The organism is Pedobacter zeae, assembly GCF_014196715.1.
In the GTDB taxonomy this organism is placed as follows: Bacteria; Bacteroidota; Bacteroidia; order Sphingobacteriales; family Sphingobacteriaceae; genus Pedobacter; species Pedobacter zeae.
The window spans coordinates 1130471-1153455 of sequence record NZ_JACIEF010000003.1 but is presented as its reverse complement, the minus strand read 5'-3'; the positions used below and the strand labels follow the sequence as shown (position 1 = coordinate 1153455).

The following is a 22985-nucleotide window of genomic DNA, read 5'->3' as shown; positions in this document are numbered from 1 at the left end:
AAATGGCTGATTTTGTTTTGCTTGATTTAAAATTTATATCCCATTATCAACCGCTATAAGTTTGATTTTATTGTAAAGCGTTTTTCTATCGATCTTTAAAATTTTTGCTGCCTTGGTTTTATTGAAATTAACGGCCTTTAACACTTCCAGAATAGTGGTATATTCAGCTTCTTTGGCTGCATTTCGCAAATTAAGTGATTTAACATTATTTAATTCATGCGAAAAAAGAAGCACCTTTTTTCCCTGCTGCGCCCTAGTATCATCGGTCATTCTAAGTTCCAAAGGTAAAACACGGGTTTCTATCCAATCTCCATCAGTTAATAAGGCGATGCGCCTGATCACATTCTTCAACTCGCGCACATTACCTGGCCAATGATAGGCCAACAAACATTCCTTTACTTCATCAGAAAAGCCTTTAATCGCTTTATTTAATTCTTTGTTTACTGTGGCTAAAAAGTGTTCGGCAAATATTAGGATATCATTGCCCCTGTGTTTCAATGATGGAACGTGGATAGCAAATTCATTAAAGCGATGATACAAATCTTCCCTGAATGCCCCCTTCTTAATGCTTTCAACTAAGTTTTCATTTGTAGCTACAATAAGCCGCACATCCAGATCGATCTCCTTTGTACTTCCAATCCGTTTAATTTTCCGCTCCTGTACGGCTCTGAGTAAAGTTGCCTGAATCTCATACGAGAGGTTGCCGATCTCATCAAGAAATAAGGTACCCCCGTTAGCCTGCTCAAAGTGGCCAATTTTAGTGAATGCAGCCCCGGTAAACGCCCCTTTCTCATGCCCAAAAAATTCACTTGCCGCTAAATCTTTTGTTAAAGAACCACAATCCATTGCAATGAAGGGTTCTTTACCTCGCGAACTGTTGAGGTGAATGGTTTTAGCCACGCATTCTTTTCCCGTTCCGCTTTTCCCTGTTAAAATAACCGTATACCCTGTTGGCGCGATGAGCTGAATTTGTTTCAGCAAAAGCACCGAAGCATCGCTTTCGCCATTTATATATTCAGGACACTCCTGAAAATCGGAAATAGGGTTACCACCTGCATGTTCGAAATTTTGAGGTGATTTTAAATCTTCCTGTGCTTCAAGGGCTTTGGTTATGGTATTTAAAATTTCATCCGGGTAAAGCGGTTTCACAATATAATCGAAAGCGCCCAGTTTTATTAATTCTACAGCAAGCTTAATATCCGAATAACCTGTAATAATGATTACACCAGTGGCCGGATAGTTTTCTTTAATGTGGATTAAAATCTCTTTCCCATCAGTATCATCCAAGCGATAATCGCATAACACCAAATCGAACTTCTCTTTTTCAAGAATTTGCAGAACACCTCTGCCGGTTGTTACATTAGAAACTTCAAATCCATTTTTAGTTAGAAATTTGGATAGCAATAAACCGATGCTGATTTCATCGTCAACAATGAGTACCTTCTTTTTCATGAGTAGCGTTATTATAAAGGCCTATATGTAACCGTGTCTACGTTAAAGGCCAGTTAATGAATAACACACAAATTACTCAAAAAAAATTGTTTTGGAAAACTTTTGCAATAATTTCACGACCTAAATCATCAAATTAATACTACACACTTACTACTTTCCGGTGAAATTAGCTTTTCTCTTTTCAACAAATGCGGTAACACCTTCTTTAAAATCGGCAGTTTCGAAGCATTTTCCAAATTCTTTTATTTCGGTAAGGTAGCCATCGCCATTATTTACAGCGGCAATTACCGATTTTATTGCAGCCGAAATGGCCAATGGTGCGCGTTGCTTAATTACATTCAGTATTTCTTCAGCTTTGCTAATCAGATCAGCTTGTGGAACAACATCATTTACAAGACCTATTTTTTCCGCATCCGAGGCCGTAACCATAGTTGCCGTTGTAATCATTTCTATTGCTTTTCCCTTTCCAACCAACTGTGTAAGGCGCTGGGTACCCCCATAACCCGGAATTAACCCTAAAGTAACTTCAGGTAAACCCAATTTGGCATTGTCTGATGCAATGCGCATGTGGCAGGCCATTGCCAACTCCAGTCCTCCACCTAAAGCAAAGCCGTTAATCGCTGCAATAAATGGCTTTGAAGAATTTTCAATGGCATTAAAAACCAGATCCTGGCCACGTTTTGCCAAATCTTCTCCCTGTTCGCCATTATAACCAGAAAACTCTTTAATGTCGGCCCCTGCAACAAAAGCCTTTTCGCCTGCACCGGTTAAAATAACGCCTCTTACCTGTTCGGTTTTGTTTGCGAATGCAATTACATCTGCCAGTTCGGTTAAAGTATCTTTATTTAAAGCATTTAGTGCCTTTTCACGGTTGATAGTAATGTATAAAATGTTTTCTTTTATTTCTGAAATTAAATTCTGGTATGCCATAGCTTAAAAATTTCTGTTTTCTGAAACCCAATTCTGAATATATTCTACAATACTTGCCATTGTTGTACCGGGAGGAAAGAGTTCTCCAACACCCATATCTGCAAGCTTCAATCGATCTGCCTCAGGGATAATGCCTCCACCGGTTAATAAAACGTCATCCAGTTGTTTTTCTTTCATAAATTGTATAATCTTTGGAAAAACAGTCATATGCGCACCTGATAAGATGGAAATCCCAATGGCATCAACATCTTCCTGTAGTGCAGTGTTGACCACCATTTCCGGTGTTTGACGCAGACCGGTATAAATGACCTCCATTCCTGCATCGCGTAAAGAAGTTGCGATTACTTTGGCCCCCCTGTCGTGACCATCCAATCCAACCTTAGCAACTAAAACGCGGATTGGCCGATTTAATACTTTGCTCATCATTCATATTAAGTTGATGTAAATGTATCGATTTTATTAGGTAATTGAGAAATAGGAAAAAGCATAATGGGTTGATGGCTCATTGTTCATAGTTGCGAGTTTCGATGACGAATTTGCCTATAATACTAACATATTTGTTCTTTCATAGCACTATAATGAAGTTCTGGGCTATCAACTATCAACTATAGGCTAATAAACCTATAATCATTGCATAAATCCGCTCAATCTTTTTACATTTGCATTCCTAATTTACAGGTTTTTATGAGTGAAGAGAAGTCATTGAACTTTATTGAAGAAATTGTTGAGAACGACTTAAATAGTGGCAAGTATGAAACTTTGGTTACGCGTTTCCCGCCCGAACCTAATGGTTATTTACACATCGGCCATGCGAAAGCAATATGCTTAAATTTCGGACTAACACAAAAATACGGCGGCTATACCAATCTGCGTTTTGATGATACCAATCCGGTTACTGAAAAAACAGAATATGTGAACAGCCAGCAAGAGGATATCAGGTGGTTGGGTTTTAACTGGAAAAATGAATTATATGCTTCAGATTATTTTGATGAGTTATATGGTTTTGCAGTTAAGCTGATCGAAAAAGGTTTGGCTTATGTTGATGAGAGTTCTGCAGATGAAATTGCCGCGCTGAAAGGTACGCCGACTGAACCGGGAAAGGACAGTCCATACCGCAACCGGAGCATCGAAGAAAACTTAGCTATTTTTACGAAAATGAAAAATGGCGAATTTCCGGATGGCGCCTATATTTTGAGGGCAAAAATCGATATGGCCAGTCCGAACATGTTAATGCGCGACCCGATTATGTACCGTATTAAACATGCCGAACATCACCGTACAGGTAACAAATGGTGCATTTATCCCATGTACGATTTTGCACATGGCCAAAGTGACAGTATCGAAAACATCACACATTCCATCTGTACACTGGAGTACGTTTCGCACCGCGAACTGTACGATTGGTTTATCGAAAAACTGGAGATTTTCCCTTCAAAGCAATACGAATTTGCGCGTTTGAACCTAACCAGTACGGTAATGAGTAAGCGGAAGCTGCTGCAGCTGGTTAACGAAAAGCTGGTAAGCGGTTGGGACGATCCGCGCATGCCTACCATTTCGGGCCTTCGCAGAAGAGGGTTTACGCCAAAAAGTATCCGTGAGTTTTGTGAGCGCATCGGTATTGCCAAGCGCGAAAACTTAATAGAACTGAGCTTGCTGGAATTCTGTATCCGCGAAGACCTCAATAAAACGGCTAACCGTGTCATGGCGGTTTTAGATCCCATTAAGCTGGTGATTACCAATTACGAAAAAGGGGAAGAAGATCTAATCGGCGAAAACAATCCGGAAGCTGAAGATGGCGGAGGCACACGTGTAATTCCTTTTAGCAAAGAACTTTGGATCGAACGCGAAGATTTTATGGAAGTACCGGCAAAGAAATGGTTCCGTTTGGCACCAGGAGCAATGGTACGCTTAAAATTTGCTTACATTGTAAAATGCGAAGATTTTGTGAAAGATGAAAACGGAAACGTTACCGAAATCCGTTGTTCTTATATTCCTGAATCTAAAAGCGGAAGCGATACCAGTGGAATTAACGTTAAAGGAACCATTCATTGGGTAAGTGCGCCACACGCTAAAACTGCCGAAATCAGGCTGTACGACCGTTTGTTTACTTCAGAAACGCCAGATGCAGAAGAAGGTGATTTTAAAGATTATTTAAACCCTGAGAGTTTAATTGTATTGCCTAATGCTTATATCGAGCCTGCTTTAGCAGATGCCGGTTTAGATGGCCGTTATCAGTTTATCCGTAAAGGGTATTTCTGTTTAGATAAAGATTCTACGGCAGACAAACTGGTATTTAACCGTACAGTTACCTTAAAAGATACGTTTAAGAAACCAAACTAGCTTTAGCTATTTTGGCCACAGATAGGCACAGATGAACACTAATTGGTGATTTGTCTGTGCTTTTTTTGTTGGCTCAAGGGTTCATTTGTCATTAGTGGGTATGGTGCGGAATAATTTCATTATCCATTCAACATCTTCCATTATTAACCGCAACTAAACTTCTGAGCCCGGTCTTCCGGCTTTCCAGGTAATTTCCGCTAACCGCCAAACGCTCCACTCTACCCCTTAATACTTCGTATAAACATTATACAACACTAAAATATCAACAGGTGTTAAAGTTGGTGTGATATCGCTCTGGATAAAATGAATTTTAAATGCAGTAATTGCAGCAGGCAGGTTGCTCGTATCATAACCAATATATCTTAAAGCCATTTCGGTATTAAAATCTACCGGTGGATTTTTCAGTACATCATCATACCAATAACCAAAACCTTTATCGGCCAGTTTTTTCCACGGGAAATTTTTTGGATCGTTTTTACGTTTAGGCGCAATATCTGCATGACCAATAAAATTAGCCGTTGGAATGCTGTAAGTTTTTTTCAGGGTAGCTAAAAGTTTAAGCAGGCTATTAATCTGCGCATCTGGCCATGGGTCTGTTAAGCCATTATTATCCAGCTCAATACCGATCGACGAAGAATTAAGGTCGGTATCTTTACCCCATTTACTTATTCCGGCATGGTTTGCACGCAGGTAATCGTTTACCATATGTACCACCTTACCATCGCGACTGATGACGTAATGTGCACTGGTACCGGCCTTGGTTGAGAAGAATGTCTTGATCGTTTGCGCCAAGCTATCCTGTGCGGTATGATGGATCACCACAAAATTGGGTTTACGGATCCCAAAATTTACTGAACCGACCCATTCCTGGTTTGCTGCACCCAATGAATCGTAAAGTTGGCCAACAGGTGGCGCGGCGTTTATGATTTTCGCAAAATCTTTTGCCTTTTCCTTATAGATTTTTTCTGTTACAGCATATTTGCTGCTTCCACAGGCTGAGCACATAAGCACAAGAACAAAAGCGGAGATAGATAAAGATTTTGATGACCTGGAAAATAACATAACATGAACGGTTAGCTATTCGAAGGTACAAACTTATGTTAAACTTCGTCCAATGCATCAAACTTTATACAAAGCTTTCAAATTTTACTAATTTAGCAGCGATATACTTTAATATGAAGAATTTATACAGATCAACCCTGTTTTTATCGGCAATAGCTATTTCAATTGGCACCTTACCGTCTTGTACCGGCAATAACAATAAATCTAAAGATGAAAAAACTGTTACAGTACAAAAAGACAGCCTTATCAATTATGTTGCCCAACGCTTGCCCATCTACGAAAAGGTAAAATTAACCACCAATATTAATCAGTTAAGTGTTAACGACCGTAAAATCTTGCCTTTGTTAATTCAGGCAGCGGAAATTATGGATCAACTTTACTGGAAACAAGCGTACCCGCAAAGAGATAGTTTGCTGGCAACTATTAAAGATGAAAAGACGCGCGAATTTGTCAACATCAACTATGGTCCATGGGATAGGTTAAATAACGATAAACCGTTTGTTGAAGGGGTTGGTACCAAGCCGGAAGGGTCATATTTTTATCCCTACGGAATTACAAAAGAAGCCATAGAAAAATCGGACCTTAACGATAAATTCGGCGCATACTCTGTTGTTCAGAAAGACAGTACTGGCAAATTATCAACAGTACCTTATCATGTATTATTTGCTTCAGAGTTACAAAAAGCAAGCTCATTGTTAAAACAGGCCGCGCTCATTGCTGAGGATGCCGGTTTAAAGAAATATTTAAACTTAAGGGCCGATGCTTTGGTGACCGATAATTTTACCGCAAGTGATTATGCCTGGTTAGACATGAAAACCAACGGTTTAGATATCATTATCGGCCCGATTGAAAATTACGAAGATAAACTCTTTAATGCCCGTACCAGTTACGAAGCTTATGTTTTAATCAAAGATAAGGAGTGGAGCAAACGTTTGGCGAAGTATGTAAAAATGCTTCCTGAATTACAGAAAAACCTGCCTGTGGCGGCAAAATACAAAACAGAAACACCCGGAACCGACTCTGAGTTAAATGCTTATGATGTGGTTTACTACGCCGGAGACTGTAATGCGGGTTCGAAAACCATCGCTGTTAATCTCCCGAACGATGAAAAAATTCAACAGGAAAAAGGTACACGCCGTTCGCAACTGAAAAATGCAATGCAGGCCAAATTTGATAAGATCCTGGTACCGATATCAAAAGAATTAATTGAAGCCGACCAGCAGCAGTATATTAAGTTTGATGCTTTTTTTGCAAACGTCATGTTTCACGAAGTTGCCCATGGTTTAGGAATTAAAAAGACCATTACCGGTAAAGGTTATGTGCGTGCTGCATTAAAAGAACAATACAGCTGGCTGGAAGAAGGTAAGGCCGATATATTAGGTTTGTACATGGTAACCGGTTTACTCAAAAAAGGTGAGTTAAAGGGCGATATAAGAGATTATTATACCACGTTTATGGCCGGCATTTTACGTTCAGTACGCTTTGGCGTTTCTGAAGCACACGGAAAAGCAAACATGCAGTGCTTTAATTATTTTCAGGAAAAAGGTGCTTTTGAGCGTACAACTAAGGGCACTTACAAAGTAAACTTCGAAAAATTTGCAACTGCCATGAACGATTTAAGTGCGTTTATTCTTACCCTTCAAGGTAATGGTGATAAAGCCGCGGTTGAAAAAGCGCAGAAAGAAAAAGCAATTATCCATCCGGAATTGCAGACAGATCTAGAACGGTTAACCAAAAAGAATATTCCTGTTGATGTTGTTTTTGAACAGGGTGTAGATGTGTTGGGGATGAAATAATATCCCCGCAAGGAATTAAAGGCCATGGAAAGGCAGGAGTAAACCTGTTGATCTGTGGCTTTTTTTTGATAGCACATTGGTCATTAGTTTATTGGGAAAACCACGTTAAGGTTACGCGTTATATACTTCAGACTCCCAACTTCGGACTTTTTCAAAATCGCTGTAACCTTTTCAAAAAACGGTCGTCTTATCTATAACTAAGCAACGGAGATCTTTCATTTCCGACTAAACTTTAAAATAAGCAAGCAATTAAATTGACATCGCAGGCACCTGCGGTATAGAGATTTTTTTGCCCATTTTTTTAAGAATAAAAGCCTAAAAATGAAACTATTTTACAGCATACTATTTGCACTTATTTTTACCGCTACAGCGGGCTTTGCACAAACCAACCCTAAACCTAATATTAGTGGAGTAATTTTAGACGAAGCCCAAAAACCTGCAGATTACGTTACCGTGGTGCTCTTTAAAGCGGCCGATTCGAGTGTGGTTAAAACGGCTTTTACCGATCCAAGCGGAACATTTAATTTTAATGTCCGCGAGAAGGGAAGCTATTATTATAAAGCCAGTAGCATGGGCTATCAAACGCTTAAAAGTAAAACCATTGTTCTAACAGCAGATAATCAAAAAGCAGATTTCGGAACGGCCCGGCTTATTGCCAATACACAAAACCTAAAAGAAGTAAATATTGCCGTCACCAAACCATTAATCGAAAGGAAAATGGATAAGATTGTGATGAATGTTTCCAACAGTGCGATTATGACAGGTTCTACCGCGCTCGAGGTTTTACAGAAAGCACCAGGCGTAACGGTAGATCAGAATGATAAGATTTCGATGATGGGTAAACAGGGTGTATTAATTCAATTGGATGGAAAACAAACTTATATGAGCAGTGCTGATGTAGCGAACCTGCTACGCAACATGCAGAGCTCTGAAATAGAAAGCATTGAACTGATTACCAATCCCTCTTCAAAATACGATGCCTCCGGCAACTCGGGTATTATCAATATCAAAACGAAAAAAAATAAAAACGGCGGAACCAATGGCAGTTTAAGCGGAACTGCCGGTTATGGCAAAAACTTTAGGGGAAATGCCGGTTTAAACCTTAACCATCGAACACAAAAACTGAATCTTTTCGGCAATTATAATTATGGAAGAAATGAGCGCGATAACCTCATTGCCATCGATCGCATATCGAACGGAACACCCGATACTTATTTTATGCAGGTAGGTAACAGCCATAGAAAGCAGCAGAATAACAACTTCAAAGCAGGCATTGATTACTTTATTGATAAAAAGAATACGATAGGGGTATTGGTAAATGGCTACTTTAACCATGGAAATGAAACTAATGCGAACAATACTTTAATCGGTCCCTCTTTTAACCAGGTCGATTCAAGCCTGATAACCAACTCATTGCAGACCAACAAATACAATAATGTTTCTTATAACTTAAATTATAAGTCTATTCTGGATACGGCGGGTTCTGAAATCTCGGCAGATGTAGATTATTCTAAATACAAAGGAAACGATGGTTCCGATTATGAAAATGATTATCGGTTTCAAAATGGAGACAGGATCCGCCCAATCAGGTATACCCGCAACAACACTCCTTCGATAATTGACATTAAGGCTTTTAAAATAGATTATAATGTTTCACTCAATAAAACGGTTAAACTCGAAGCGGGAGTTAAAAGTAGTTGGGTTAAAACTGATAACGATTTGCAGGCCGAAGAGTTCGTAAATAATGCCTGGCAAAATGACGTAAAAAGAAGCAACCAATTTATATACGATGAAAATGTAAATGCTGCTTATACCAATATAAACAAACAGTTTAAAAATACCAGCGTACAGATTGGCTTAAGGGTTGAGCAAACCAATTCGAAAGGAAATTTGATTACCAAAAACAACGTTGTAGAACGAAATTACTGGGATTTCTTTCCAACATTTTTTGTTCAGCAAACGCTTTCAAAAAACAACCAGTTAGGTTTTTCTTACAGCAGAAGGATAGATCGGCCAAGTTATGATGCTTTAAATCCCTTTATTTATTACCTAGACGAGTTTACCTATAGTAAAGGGAATCCATTTTTAAACCCACAGTATACACACAATTTTGAGCTTAGTTACACCCTATTGCAAAAATATATGCTCTCTATAGGCTATAGCAGGGTTAACGATGTAATTGCTGAAGTAATTTTGCCTGATGCTGCGAATCAATCATTATATCAAACCAATGCCAATATTGCCACAAACATCAGCTATAATGCCAATTTGAATGTGCCTGTACAGATTACGAAATGGTGGCAGACCAATAATAATTTAAATGTTTTTCACCTGAAATTTGAGGCTCCTGATTTAGCAGGCAGGGCATTGAACACCGGAAAAACGTCGTTCCAGTTTAAATCTCAGCAAACCTTCACCATTATGGATGGTTTTACAGCAGAAATAAATGGCAGCTACGAGTCCCCGCTTGATTACGGTACTTTAAGTTTAAAAGCCCGTTATTATGTTGATGCAGGTTTAAGCAAATCGCTGCTCAATAAAAAAGCAAGTTTAAAACTGGCCCTATCAGATGTATTTAATATATCCGAAAACAATTTATCAAGTGCCTATCCGGGTTTAACCTATACGGTACATCAAAAAAACGAGACACGCATTGGCCGGATCAGTTTTACCTATCGTTTCGGCAAAAATGAGATTAAACCTGCCCGTCGCCGCTCAACAGGTACCGAAGCAGAACAGGGAAGAATGAAGAATTAGTAAGTTAATTAACGTAATGTTCATCATTCCAAAAATCGATCGTCTTTTCGACCGGAGCGCAGCGAAATGGAGAAATCTATTTAGATAGATTTAGCTTCGCTGAGCACTCCGTGGTTTTCGACTAGATTGCATTCCGCTCGAAATGACGATAATTGAGAATATTTAAAACTTATATTCCATGATATAATCATCCATAAAATAACCCTCACCTATATCAAGCTTTACCGATTCTTTAATGGTAAAACCTCCTTTCAGGTAAAAATCTTTGGCTTTATTCCCTTTGTTTACGTTCAATTGCAAAGCGCTTGCCCCTGCATCTTTTACTTTGTTGAAAACTTCGTTAATTAAGATTTTCCCAACACCTTTTCCCTGTGCTGAGGGTAGCACATATAATTTATGCAATTTGTAAATGCGTGCTTCGTGGTCGATAATAGAATACCCTGTAAAACCGAGTTGACTTTCTCCTTCCTCTGCAATCAGGTAAATATATCCATCCATCAACTGACTCAGCAATTCCCCCTTGTTATACATTTTATCCAACATATAATCAATCTGTGCCTGCCCTATAATATCGAGGTAGGTTGATGGCCAGGTTGCCGCAGCAATATCCCTGATAATCTCGATATCTTGTTCTTTTACTTTTCTTAGGGTAATCATATAGGTTCACTAATAAAAATTGGTTGTCCGGAAAAGGTAAATTCTACAAAGCCATCTTTAACTACGATAAAAATTTCATCTTCGTTCTGTGCCAGGTTGGTTACTTCTATATACCGGTTACCATGGATCAGAAATTCGCTTCCGGCAGGCTTCCAAACCGAGAATCCTGATCTTATAGGATAATGTTTTGCCCTTTCGGTAAATACCACCAGGTTAATTTTGTCTTCAAATCCTGCAAATTTCTCCAGATCGAATTTTTTGGCAATTACATTTACCGCCGGGTATTTCTCTTCATACAGATAATTAACCGCTACCATGAAAGGATCAACAGGTCCCTGAATCACTTTGGTATCTTCCTGAACTTCCTGATCGGTTCCATTTACCAGCACATCTACTTTCAATCCAAGCGAAATTATCTTATCGTAATTCTCTCCACTAACCAAAAGCGTTGGGCTCCACTCTAAAAGCTGCCCCAAAAACTCTTCGCTAAAATTACCCAACCCGTCGATATATAAAGCCGGTTCTTGTTTTTCTTTTACAATATGGTGTGATGACATGTTGCGAATATAATAAATAGATGCAAGTAGTGTGTTACCGATTAAAAGGCTATTGGATATAATTTAACTTTTTACGGCATCGTGAAAATTCTGATAAGCCTCAATAAAATCATCAGCTGAGTTAACCGCTCCTGAAACGGCAATGCCATAAATACCGGTTTGCATTAAGGTTTCCACGTCGTAAATTTTAATGCCACCTACAGCCAAAATGCGTAACTGACTATTTGCCGCTTTAAGTTCCTGTACTGCTTTATAATAGGTTTCAACTCCTACAAGGGGTAGATTATTGGGTTTGGTTTCAGTCTCTGCAAACGGGCCATACCCCGCATAATCAGCCCCTTCGCGGGCAAGCCTTATTAGATTTGTTACGGTATTTGCAGATCCTCCGAGAGTAACGTCATGGCCAACCAGTTTTCGCAGCGCAATAAAATCAGCATCCATATCTTCCATATGGAAACCCTGAATATCGGCTTTCCCATTTAAATGAATATGATCAGTAACGATGAGTGTTGTGCCCCAGTCATCACAGATTTCGGCTATTGCCTTAATATCCTTTAAGAGTTCTTCATCACTTTTGCTCAAACAACGGTATTGAATCCATTTTGCCCCCGCTTCACAGGCCAGTTGGGCCTGTTCAATGTGGGTTAAATTTGGGATATCGTGGGTAATGTACTGGAACTTTTCGATGTATTTCATGGTGATTGTACTCAGGATTTATATTTTTTAAGGATTATACGATCCCAATATAAACAAAATCGTCATTGAGCGTTTGTACCCAATGACGATTTAAACTTTATGCTTCAGTCTTCTGCTTACTTAAAACTTTACGTTCAGGCTTAGTAAAAAGTTGGTTCCTGCCTGTGGGTAAAAGAAATTTTCGGTAATTCTGCTACCACCTGACTGGTAGCCATAAGTATAGCCATTGTTTTCGTAACGCTTATCGAAGATATTATTAACCAATAAGCCCAGGTTGATGTTTTTAACCCCTGCAAATTTAAAATCGTAGCCTAAACGGGCATTGCTTACCCAGTAACCATTAATGGTGCGGTCGTTATTTTGGGTATTATCTAAATACTGTTTGCTTACGTATTTGCTTTGTAAAGCAATGGCAAAACCACTAACAGGCTTGTAAACCAATTCGCCAAAAAGTACCGCGCGTGGTGAGTAGGAGATATCAGTAAGCTGATAATTGTTCACCACCTGGCCTCCATTGTCGTAATCGTCGTAGTATTCTGTAAAGTTTTTGATTTTGTTACGGCTTACAGCAGCATTTGCATTTACAATAAACTGTTTGCTAAGGGTATAAGAACCATCAAGCTCTATCCCTAAACGGTAACTGCGGTCTACATTTTGACGGAAATTCCCACCCACGTCGTTTATTTTGCCGGTAACCACCAATTGATTTTTATAGAACATGCCGTAAGCATTGGCACCTATATTAAATTGGTCGTTCTTAAAACGGTAACCCAACTCTACATCGTTCAACCTTTCTGGTTTAGGGGTCGCACCTGCTGCTGCATCGGTATAATCATCGCGGTTAGGTTCCTTGTTGGCTACGCTGAACGAAGCATAAACATTGCTCTGTGGGTTGATAAAATAAGTAGCACCAAATTTAGGATTAAAGAAATTTAAGGTTTGGTTAATTGCCAAGGTATTTAACTTGTTTTCTGTTCCGGCTATATCATAATATACGCGGCGGTACTGCAGATCGGCAAATAAACTTAAATCTTCAACAGGACTATAATTTACTTTGCCATAAACATTAAAATCGGTTTTAAAACCGTCGTTATCATAGTAATGCCTGTCGATATTTCCATTTGAAGCATATTGCGCCCAGATTACCTGCCCAAAGTGCGCACCTTTATATTCATTGTAGGCACCTCCCAAAGTAAAGTTTAACTTCTTTTCAGGCGCATAATTAAAAGCATAGGTAAGCCCGTAAAAATCATTATCCAGCCAGCGGCGGCGGATTAAATCAGTTTTGGTAACCGGGCTTCCACCAGGAATAACAACGGGATTTAAGCCATAAGCTGTCAGTTTATCCTGTACCCTGTACTCTTCATAATAGCCTTCACCTTTGGTATAATGCAACGCGCCATTAAAAGAAAACTGATCAGAAAACTGTCGGGCATAAATTAGCTGATAGTGGTTCTGAACATAATTATCCGTTTGGTTGTTGTAAAGGAAACTATTGTACCTCCGGCCGGAATTTAAAAGGTTAGCCGCATCTTCAGCGCTCAGGCCATTCCGTTCGATATAGGCATTCATCCCGGCTACATCATTTTCCAGGCGCGATTGAGGAATACCATTCCACGACTGGTAGGTTTTCTCATTTCCGGAGAACACGTTTACGCGCAATAAATCTTTATCTCCATGGTAGGCGCCTGATAGAAAATACGATTTTAACAACGAAGATCCTCTGTCTACATAACCATCTGAACTGATTCTCGATAAACGGCCATCAAAGCTGAAACGGTTGTTGATCAGGCCTGTTCCTACTTTCACGGTGTTTTTCCAGGTATTGAAACTGCCATAAGTATTATTTAATTCGGCATAGGGTTCAGTTTCGCTGGCGGTGGTTTGGATATTCAAACTTGCACCAAATGCACCTGCACCATTAGTTGAGGTACCTACGCCCCGCTGGATCTGTACATTGTCTACAGAAGAAGCAAAATCGGGCATGTTTACATAAAACGTTCCCTGGCTTTCGCTGTCATTGATCGGAATACCGTTAACCGTTACGTTAATCCGGCTGTTATCGCTCCCACGGATGCGTATTCCGGTATATCCCACACCGGCACCGGCATCAGAATTAACTACCACACCTGGTGTGTTCTGTAAAATAAATGGCAGATCCTGGCCGAAATTATTCTGCTGGATTTCTTCCTTGCTGATATTCTTATAAGTAGTTGCCGATTTGTCTGTTGCACGGGTTGCACGCACAATAACCTCATCAGCCAGGAAATTCTGGGGCAACAGGCTGAAGTCTAAAGTTGCACTCTGTGTAAGGTCTATCGTTTTTTCCGTCGATTTATAGCCAACATAACTTACAACGATGGTATATTTTCGGGCCGAAAGATTTGTAACGGTGTAATTTCCACTGGCATCACTCACAACCGCTGTTTTTTGATTCCTTAATTTAACCGTAGCACCCGGAAGAGGCTGCTGGTTTTGGTCCGTAACTTTCCCAGTAACAGAAATCTGTGCTGATACAACGTAGGGCAATATTGCAACGAGCGCTGCAAAAAGTAAATTTTTCAATGTTTTTATTTTTAGTTAAACACATCGGAAAAGGGGCTTCCCCGATTTAAGTTAAACTTCCATAACTCCAATCCCTACGCCGGCATTACCCGGATCAGGTGCATTTGAGGTTGATGGCTGGAAGGTTTAAAGGCTGGTGGTTTTACCCTCTACCTTATTACCTTCTACCTTTTACCTCAAAATGGGTATGATCTCAGCCTGTTTTTGTGTTATTTAAACAAGGCACCCCTAATGATGGAGCAAATGTAGAAAATATTTACCAATAAGCGTGTTTTTTGATGCTTTCTAACGTAAATCCCTAAAAACAGGTTACTTAACGCCATTTTTTTGCACTTTTAGGTTTACTGAAACGATTCCGGGACTACATCCGCCGTGAAACACCATCCTTCATTTCCCAAAAAGAAAAAACTTTATTATTAGTTAGAAATGAAAGGTTCTGCGCCATTGGCATTTTTAGTCCCGCTTTCCAAAAATTATAATATCGTCTTAGATTCTGGACAAAAAGCTATCAATTGCCTTGATCGCATTGCCCACCCGCTCATCGCCCAAACCGCCAACTACTTTATAATTTGCATTTAAGGTACGCAGCTCTTTATGCCAAACCTGCATAAAATATTCCCTTTTATCCGGGAAGTCGCGCAACGGATCGTCTTGCCATGGCAAATCAATATCCATGAGCAGGTAGAGGTCATATGGCTTTTTCGGTAGTGCATCCAATACCACCTGAGGTGTTTCACCAAGCACTTCATCACTCCATATTTTTACCGTAATAAAAGTAGTATCACAAATAATGAAATCACTTTCTGCAGTCACTAAAATGGCGTCCTCTAAAGCGACCTGCCCATAGTACATATTCACTTCATCCTGCAGGGTATAATCGGCAACCAGGTTTTCGCAATAGTAACGGGCATACTCAGGCACCCACGGAACTTTATAATATTTTGCAAGCAACTGAGATATGGTAGATTTCCCCGTACTTTCCGGACCTACAATTGCAATCTTTTTAATAGTTTTATCCACGATAAGTTTTCTGAATACGGTCAAATGTAAAAGAAAAAGCCTTAAAAGAAAAAATCCGGTTGAGGAGGGCTCCTCCAACCGGATAATAAACCAAACAAACTATTTATGAAGAAATCCTCATGGCGGGTAACTAATCCGCGGAGGAAGCTTTAGATCGATATCTAAAGTATATACAAAACGTATATGTGTCTAGCTTATTACAACATTATTGCCAATATTTCGACTGTCGCAACTTCGTGACTTAATTCTGACTAATAGGCCTGTTTTTACAAAATTCTTTTAACAATAATTAACAATTAGCACAAAAACATACATTTTCATTTTACACCTTTGTATAATTTATAGTACAATCATAAAAATAGTGTTCAGTATTTAAAACTTTTTGTACAAAATATTGTTATTTATTTCAGACATTAACAGCTAAAACGTTATACCATGAAAAAGTTATGTGTTGTATTATCTCTTTTAATCGTTTTTACTTTAGGTTCAATAGCCTTTACAAATATTAAATTGGGAGGGATAGCCGGGAAAATTACGCCAACTGATGCGGCTTCCGGCGTTTCGCTTGTAGCAGCAACAGACACGCTAAAAGCACAAATTAGTCAAGGTGTTTTCACTTTTTCCAACCTCAAAGAAGGGGTATATACCGTTGTAGTAAAAGCCAATGCCCCCTATAAAGATGCGGTAATTGAGCGGGTAGCTGTAAAAGATAGCGCCACTACCGATTTAGGCGAAATTAAATTAGTACAGTAACTCATTTTACAAAAGAAAAATCTAAAAAGAGTGCCTAAATCGTACTCTTTTTTATTTTAAAAAAAACGCCCCAAAATCGCGCTAAAGATGTATCTTTGCATCCCGACAGAACAGTTGGGATTTTCCTCCTAAAAAGCAAAAAACCTTCTTGCTTCTTCACCTTCGGGTTCAACACTTTAGAATTTTAATTATTGTTTAAGCTTTATCATGCCTAAAGACACTTCCATCCGCTCAGTACTGATTATAGGATCCGGACCAATTATTATTGGCCAGGCCTGTGAATTTGATTACTCGGGCTCGCAAGCGGCCCTTTCTTTAAAAGAAGAAGGGATTACCGTTTCCATTATCAACTCCAATCCGGCTACCATTATGACGGATAAGGTTATCGCCGACCATGTTTACCTGCGGCCGTTAACTGTTGATTCAATAGAGGTTATTTTACAAGAGCATATCGACTCTGCGGATCTGCCTAGAATTGATGCGGTACTTCCTACAATGGGCGGTCAGACAGCGTTAAACCTTTGTAAAGAGGCTGAAGAACGTGGTGTTTGGGAAAAATATGGCGTAAAAGTAGTAGGAGTAGATGTTGATGCGATTGAAAAAACAGAAAATCGTGAGTCTTTCCGCCAGTTAATGGTCGATATCGGTGTAGGTGTTGCACAATCTAAAATTGCCAACTCATTTTTAGAAGGTAAAGAGGCTGCACAGGAGATCGGTTATCCATTGGTAATCCGCCCTTCATATACCTTGGGAGGTTCTGGTGGTGGTTTCGTACACCGAAAAGAAGAATTCGACGCGGCTTTAAAACGCGGCTTAGAAGCTTCGCCAACCCACGAGGTTCTGGTAGAAAAAGCAGTTTTAGGCTGGAAAGAATATGAGTTGGAGTTGTTAAGAGATAGCAACGATAACGTAATCATTATCTGTTCGATCGAAAACTTCGACCCAATGGGTATCCACACCGGAGATTCGATCACAGTTGCCCCTGCCATGACACTTTCTGACCGCTGCTACCAGGAAATGCGTAACCAGGCGATTAAAATGATGCGCGCAATCGGTAATTTTGCCGGAGGCTGTAATGTTCAGTTCTCGGTTAATCCGGTTGATGACGAAATCATCGCCATCGAAATCAACCCGCGTGTATCGCGTTCATCAGCATTGGCAAGTAAGGCAACCGGTTATCCGATTGCAAAAATCGCAGCGAAGTTAGCCATAGGTTACAACCTGGATGAAATCGAAAACCAGATTACCAAAACTACTTCTGCCTATTTCGAACCAACTTTAGATTACGTAATCGTTAAAGTACCACGCTGGAACTTTGATAAATTTAAAGGCGCAAACAAAGAGCTTGGTTTGCAAATGAAATCGGTAGGTGAGGTAATGGCTATCGGCCGTACGTTCATCGAAGCTTTACAAAAAGCCTGTCAGAGTTTAGAGATCAACCGTGCAGGTTTAGGTGCCGATGGTAGACAAGTGCGTAATATCGAAGAAATTATGGACGGCCTTGAGCACGCTTCATGGAACCGTCTGTTCTTAATAAAAGATGCCATGGCGATGGGTGTGCCTTTGGAATCGATCCGTAAGGTAACTAAAATCGACAAATGGTTCTTAAACCAAATTCAGGAACTTGTCGCTTTAGAAACTGAATTAAAAAGATACTCCCTGAACAATATCCCACGCGATTTCTTCTATACCTTAAAACAAAAAGGATTTTCGGATGTACAGATTTCGTGGTTACTGGGTAATGTAACCGAAGATGAGGTTTACGCACGCAGAAAAGAACTGGGTATCCGCAGGGTATATAAAATGGTAGATACCTGTGCTGCCGAATTCCCTGCACAAACACCATATTATTACTCTACTTTCGAAGAGGAAAATGAATCGGTACCAACAGATAGAAAAAAAGTAATCGTTTTAGGCTCTGGCCCTAACCGTATTGGTCAGGGTATTGAGTTCGATTACTCTTGTGTACACGGCTTATTGGCTGCTAAAGAATCAGGTTTCGAGGCCATCATGGTTAACTGTAACCCTGAAACGGTTTCGACCGACTTTAACATGGCCGATAAATTGTACTTCGAACCGGTTTTCTGGGAACATGTACGCGAAATTATCGAGTTGGAGAAACCAATTGGCGTAATTGTGCAGCTTGGTGGACAAACTGCCTTGAAAATGGCTGAGAAACTTACGCAAAACGGCATCAAAATTATAGGAACTTCTTTTGAGGACATGGACATTGCGGAAGACCGTGGCCGTTTTTCAGACTTATTGAAGGATTTAAATATCCCTTATCCAAAATACGGAGTTGCCGAAAATGCTGAAGAAGCAATTGTTGTAGCAAATGAGGTAGGTTACCCGGTACTGGTTCGTCCGAGTTATGTATTAGGCGGACAAGGCATGAGCATTGTGATCAACGATGAAGACCTGGAAAAAGCAGTAGTAAAATTACTAGGCGATTTACCTGGCAACCGTGTATTGATCGACCACTTTTTAGACAGGGCAGAAGAAGCAGAATCAGATTCAATTTCTGATGGTGATGATGTACACATCGTGGGTATGATGGAGCATATCGAACCTGCAGGTATCCACTCAGGAGATTCGTTTGCGGTATTGCCAACCTTTAGTTTATCAGAAACGGTAACCAAAGCGATGGAAGAATATTCTATCAAAATTGCCAAAGCCTTAAATGTACGTGGATTACTGAACATTCAGTTTGCCATTAAAGATGAAAAGGTTTATGTAATCGAAGCGAACCCAAGAGCATCCCGTACGGTTCCGTTCATTGCAAAAGCTTACGATGTACCTTATATTAACATTGCAGCGAAAATTATGCTGGGTGTAGCAAAACTGAAAGATTTTACCATCGAACGTAAGCTACAAGGTTATGCGATTAAGGAACCGGTATTCTCTTACGAGAAATTCCCTGAGGTTACAAAAGAGCTTGGCCCTGAAATGAAATCGACCGGTGAAGCGATCCGTTTCATCAAAGACCTGGAAGATCCTTACTTCCGCAAGCTTTACAAAGACAAATCGATGTATTTGAGCAAGTAATCTGCTCATAAGAGTTTATAAATAGCAAAGGCCAGTGAAAATCACTGGCCTTTTTTATTACAATGTTTATTAGACTATTTATAATCCTCGTTTGTAACGAGGACGATGTCTAGGGAATCTTAAAGTTTTCAGCATTACGATTCCCGCCTGCGCGGGAATGACGACCATTTTATAACTGCTGCTTTTATTTCTTCAGCTTCGGTATCCTGGTTGGGGTATCGGTGCCATTAACAATGCTGGTTGCGCTTTTTGCAATCGCTTTAATGGTAGAAAGAATATTTTCTACATCTAAAGAACTGTACTCGTCCTTCACACTGTGGTACAGTTTATCAATATCAATTTTATCGGTACTGATGGTGTGCGCCGGAACACCTAAAGCAGCTAAAGTGGCATTATCGCTACGGTAAAATAAGTTTTGGTCCGGGTATGGATCAGGGTAGAAGGTAAATTCGGTTCCGGCCAGGTTTTTCTGTAAAATCTTACCAAAATCAGATCTTTCATAACCGGTTATAAATGCAGTATTCTTGCCAAATTTCGAATCCTTACCAATCATCTCGATATTAAACATGGCTACTACATCATCAGGATTCAGTTTTTCGGAGAAATATCTTGCACCGAAACCGCCTATTTCTTCAGCAGTAAAAGCAACAAAGATTAAGGTGCGCTCATTGTTTTTTTGTGCTTTATAATATTTGGCCAGTGCAATCATAGCGGTTGTACCCGAAGCATCATCATCTGCGCCATTGGCTATGCTATCACCATCAACACTTTTTAAAAAGCCTAAATGATCGTAATGACCAGAGAAAACCACAATTTCTTTCGCTTTAGATTTACCCGGAATAACACCTGCAACATTAAATAAAGGCATTTTGGTTATCTTGTTTTTAAGCGTTGCAGAAAAATCTGTTGCTGCATCTTTACCTAAAACAAAAACCTGTACAACACTCGTTGTTTTTTTAATATCTTCCTCATCAACCGTTGTAGGTTTGCTGAAATGATCTTTATAGCGGTTAAACAGATCAGCAAATTTACTGTCGACCAAAACAACCTGATTTTTATCAGCATTTAGCATTGTCCTGAATTGTGCTACAAACGGCTTTTCAGGATCTAATTTAACAACCGTAGTATTCGATTTATCAAGTGTAATACTTTCTGTAGTAGCACCGGTAATCATTAAATTTTCTGGCGCAACTTCCTGTCCATCTATTTTAACATGGGTAGTTACATTTGCAACCTGGTATTTGTTAAAGGTCTGGCGAAAAGTTTTTTCACCGGCTAAAGGCTGTAAACCAATCTTTTTAAATTCCGATTCGATAAAAGTTGCGGCTTTATCAATACCTGGCGTAAAGGTTGCACGCCCCTGCATATCATCGGCACTTAAGGTTTTAATCAGGTGATCGGTATATTCGCGGGTAATAATTTTATCGATGTTTTGCGCTTTGAGCTGCAAACCTGCCATCCCCAATAGGGCAAAAAGGGCTATTCTCTTCATTTTTATGTTTAATTAGTTGTTTTCGATTTAACCTGTGTACCTAACCAGCTGGTTTTGAAATTTTGCATGGCAGCCGTTAAGGTTCCGCCTGTTTTTTCAATGCTTATTAACTCTAAAGCCGGATTTTCTGCCAGGGTTAATTTTGTGCTTTTTTCTACACCGCGGTACAGATAAGTGATGTTAAGTACATCTCCGGGTTGGTGTGCGTCTGTAACTGCATTAACCGTTTCCAGGTCTTTTATTGCTGTGCCATCAATGGTTAAAAGGACATCGTCTACATCCAATCCCGCCTGATAAGCAGGTGTGCCGATTAAAGTTTGCGGTAAAATTACCCTCCCGTTTTGCACTGTAAGACGGCCAAAACCTGTAAATGCTTTGCCCGGACTTGCCTTACGTAACACCAATCCGGCATTTAACAACAGTTTCGCATAGTCGTTTTTTTCGGTGCCATAAATGTATTTTTTAAAGAAGCTGGCAGCAAACGACTGGTCTTTAGTTAAGCTTGCCAGGGTTTTTTCCAGATCCGGAACAGTATAGGCAATTTCTGGCTTTCCGTAAGCTTTCCACAGCGCACGCATGTAATCATCAAGCGTTAGTTTAAATTCTGCCCTTAAACGGAGGTCTAATGCCAGAGCAGTTGCCGCTCCATAAGTATAATAAGAAGTAAAAATATTAGCTTTATTGGTTTGGTCGATCGCTACACCTGCATCGGCAAATACGGCATAACGGCTGGCTTCAATGGGCGAAAAATTGAGTGCTCCGGGCGAGAGTAAAACCGCGTTTACCAATCCATTAAAAGTCTGGATGGCATTATCTTCTGTTTTCAAGCCTGCACGGGTTAGCAGCAGGTTGCCATAATATTGGGTAAAACCTTCGGCTAGCCAAAGTTCATTGCTCATGTTGGCATGTTCGAAATTAAATGGCTCAAGGGTCTTAGGACGTAATCGTTCCACATTCCAGCTATGAAAATATTCGTGCGAAAATGTACCCAGCAAATTAGATTCGTAGCCTGCAATTTTTGGTGTGCGTTGCACAATGGAAGTCGAATTTCGATGCTCCATCCCGTCGCCTGCATTATCAGGGTACACATCATGTAAAAAGTAATAGTGACCATAATCATAGGTCGGGAATTCGCCCCACACCGCTAAATGTTCATCAACCATTTTCTTCAGCATTGTGGTATAGTTATCGATAGTTTGCTGATCGTCGTTGGCATGTGAAACCAGGTGGATGGTTTGCATTTTTCCGTCAGTATTTTTAACCTGCCAGCTGGCGGTTTTATAATCGGCTATTTCAATGGGACTATCCATAAAATACTGCAGGTTTGGCGCAAAATAACTTCCATCAGCCTGGGGTTTTAGCTGCGTAGCTACTTTCCAGTTCTGGTTACCGGCATAATTAAATTTTACTGTCCTTGCACGGTTATCCATGCCTAGCGGGAAAGCAAATGTTGCCGGAATATTCATATGGGCATGCGTTTCGTCGAAACCGGCATAGGTACCATCAATCCAGTTGCCAAAAAGGGTATAGGTTATTTTAACGCTGTTACCATGGCCTGGGATTTCGTATACATCGCCCGCCGACTGGTTAACCGTTAAAGGTTTTCCTGTGCCATCAAAAGCTTTTAAATGATATACATTTTTGCCAAACTCGTGAGTGGCATATCGTCCAGGCGAAGAACGGCTCATGCGCACCTTTAGCGTACCTGCCGGTACGTTAGGAATGTACATACTGATCTCTGCCTCATGGTGGATGGCATTGGGAAATGAAACCGTGTAACTGATCTCATTTTGGGCAAAAGCGGTAAGTGAGAACAGGCTCACCATGGCAGCACCTAAAAAAGTCTTCATAAAAAGCAATTGA

16 protein-coding genes are annotated in these 22985 nt (G+C 40.0%); 5 read left to right on the top strand and 11 right to left on the bottom strand.

What is annotated here, in order from left to right; all coding sequences use genetic code 11:
- Positions 1-33: 33 nt before the first annotated feature.
- From GGQ60_RS17965 to GGQ60_RS17955, 3 genes are all read right to left on the bottom strand, one after another.
- Positions 34-1452: a sigma-54-dependent transcriptional regulator gene (locus tag GGQ60_RS17965; RefSeq protein ID WP_183766919.1), complete on the bottom strand. Its 1419-nt coding sequence runs from the start codon at positions 1450-1452 to the stop codon at positions 34-36.
- A gap of 150 nt (positions 1453-1602) precedes the next feature.
- Complete coding sequence (locus GGQ60_RS17960) at positions 1603-2382, bottom strand: enoyl-CoA hydratase/isomerase family protein (RefSeq protein ID WP_183766917.1); 780 nt, start codon at positions 2380-2382, stop codon at positions 1603-1605.
- A gap of 3 nt (positions 2383-2385) precedes the next feature.
- The gene (locus GGQ60_RS17955) at positions 2386-2808 is read right to left on the bottom strand and encodes a cobalamin B12-binding domain-containing protein (protein ID WP_229685146.1); all 423 of its coding nucleotides are present in this window, start codon (positions 2806-2808) and stop codon (positions 2386-2388) included.
- Positions 2809-3066: 258 nt separating this feature from the next.
- On the opposite strand from GGQ60_RS17955, the gene GGQ60_RS17950 reads away from it, so the two are divergent.
- Positions 3067-4722: a glutamine--tRNA ligase/YqeY domain fusion protein gene (locus tag GGQ60_RS17950; RefSeq protein ID WP_183766915.1), complete on the top strand. Its 1656-nt coding sequence runs from the start codon at positions 3067-3069 to the stop codon at positions 4720-4722.
- A 225-nt stretch (positions 4723-4947) separates the two neighbouring features.
- Here the strand turns inward: GGQ60_RS17950 and GGQ60_RS17945 are convergent, their stop codons facing one another.
- Positions 4948-5784 carry an N-acetylmuramoyl-L-alanine amidase gene (locus GGQ60_RS17945; protein WP_183766913.1) on the bottom strand — a complete coding sequence of 279 codons (837 nt, stop codon included), beginning with the start codon at positions 5782-5784 and terminating at the stop codon, positions 4948-4950.
- A 113-nt stretch (positions 5785-5897) separates the two neighbouring features.
- On the opposite strand from GGQ60_RS17945, the gene GGQ60_RS17940 reads away from it, so the two are divergent.
- Positions 5898-7580, top strand: coding sequence for a DUF8614 domain-containing protein (locus GGQ60_RS17940; protein ID WP_183766910.1), 1683 nt, complete (start codon positions 5898-5900; stop codon positions 7578-7580).
- Positions 7581-7901: 321 nt separating this feature from the next.
- Complete coding sequence (locus GGQ60_RS17935) at positions 7902-10337, top strand: outer membrane beta-barrel protein (protein ID WP_183766908.1); 2436 nt, start codon at positions 7902-7904, stop codon at positions 10335-10337.
- A 162-nt stretch (positions 10338-10499) separates the two neighbouring features.
- On the opposite strand, the gene GGQ60_RS17930 is transcribed toward GGQ60_RS17935, so the two are convergent.
- The 5 genes from GGQ60_RS17930 to GGQ60_RS17910 form a co-directional block, all read right to left on the bottom strand.
- Positions 10500-10994: a GNAT family N-acetyltransferase gene (locus GGQ60_RS17930; RefSeq protein ID WP_183766906.1), complete on the bottom strand. Its 495-nt coding sequence runs from the start codon at positions 10992-10994 to the stop codon at positions 10500-10502.
- Positions 10991-11551, bottom strand: a complete 561-nt coding sequence (locus GGQ60_RS17925) for a thiamine pyrophosphokinase (protein ID WP_183766904.1) — start codon at positions 11549-11551, stop codon at positions 10991-10993. Before GGQ60_RS17925 ends, GGQ60_RS17930 begins: the two co-directional genes overlap by 4 nt.
- Before the next feature lie 63 nt (positions 11552-11614).
- A complete protein-coding gene (locus tag GGQ60_RS17920) occupies positions 11615-12247 on the bottom strand; it encodes a thiamine phosphate synthase (protein WP_183766902.1) in 633 nt (210 codons plus the stop codon).
- A 120-nt stretch (positions 12248-12367) separates the two neighbouring features.
- The gene (locus GGQ60_RS17915) at positions 12368-14812 is read right to left on the bottom strand and encodes a TonB-dependent receptor (RefSeq protein ID WP_183766901.1); all 2445 of its coding nucleotides are present in this window, start codon (positions 14810-14812) and stop codon (positions 12368-12370) included.
- A 486-nt stretch (positions 14813-15298) separates the two neighbouring features.
- Positions 15299-15832: an AAA family ATPase gene (locus tag GGQ60_RS17910; protein ID WP_183766900.1), complete on the bottom strand. Its 534-nt coding sequence runs from the start codon at positions 15830-15832 to the stop codon at positions 15299-15301.
- Positions 15833-16267: 435 nt separating this feature from the next.
- On the opposite strand from GGQ60_RS17910, the gene GGQ60_RS17905 reads away from it, so the two are divergent.
- Positions 16268-16585 carry a peptidase associated/transthyretin-like domain-containing protein gene (locus GGQ60_RS17905; RefSeq protein WP_183766899.1) on the top strand — a complete coding sequence of 106 codons (318 nt, stop codon included), beginning with the start codon at positions 16268-16270 and terminating at the stop codon, positions 16583-16585.
- Between the two features lie 207 nt (positions 16586-16792).
- Positions 16793-19630 (top strand): carbamoyl-phosphate synthase large subunit, encoded by a 2838-nt coding sequence (gene carB / locus GGQ60_RS17900; RefSeq protein WP_183766898.1) that lies wholly within the window; start codon positions 16793-16795, stop codon positions 19628-19630.
- A gap of 184 nt (positions 19631-19814) precedes the next feature.
- Here the strand turns inward: carB and GGQ60_RS17895 are convergent, their stop codons facing one another.
- A complete protein-coding gene (locus GGQ60_RS17895; protein ID WP_183766897.1) occupies positions 19815-21122 on the bottom strand; it encodes a M20/M25/M40 family metallo-hydrolase in 1308 nt (435 codons plus the stop codon).
- Between the two features lie 8 nt (positions 21123-21130).
- Entirely contained in the window at positions 21131-22972 is a 1842-nt protein-coding gene (locus tag GGQ60_RS17890) for a M61 family metallopeptidase (RefSeq protein WP_183766895.1), read from the bottom strand.
- Between the last annotated feature and the right edge of the window lie 13 nt (positions 22973-22985).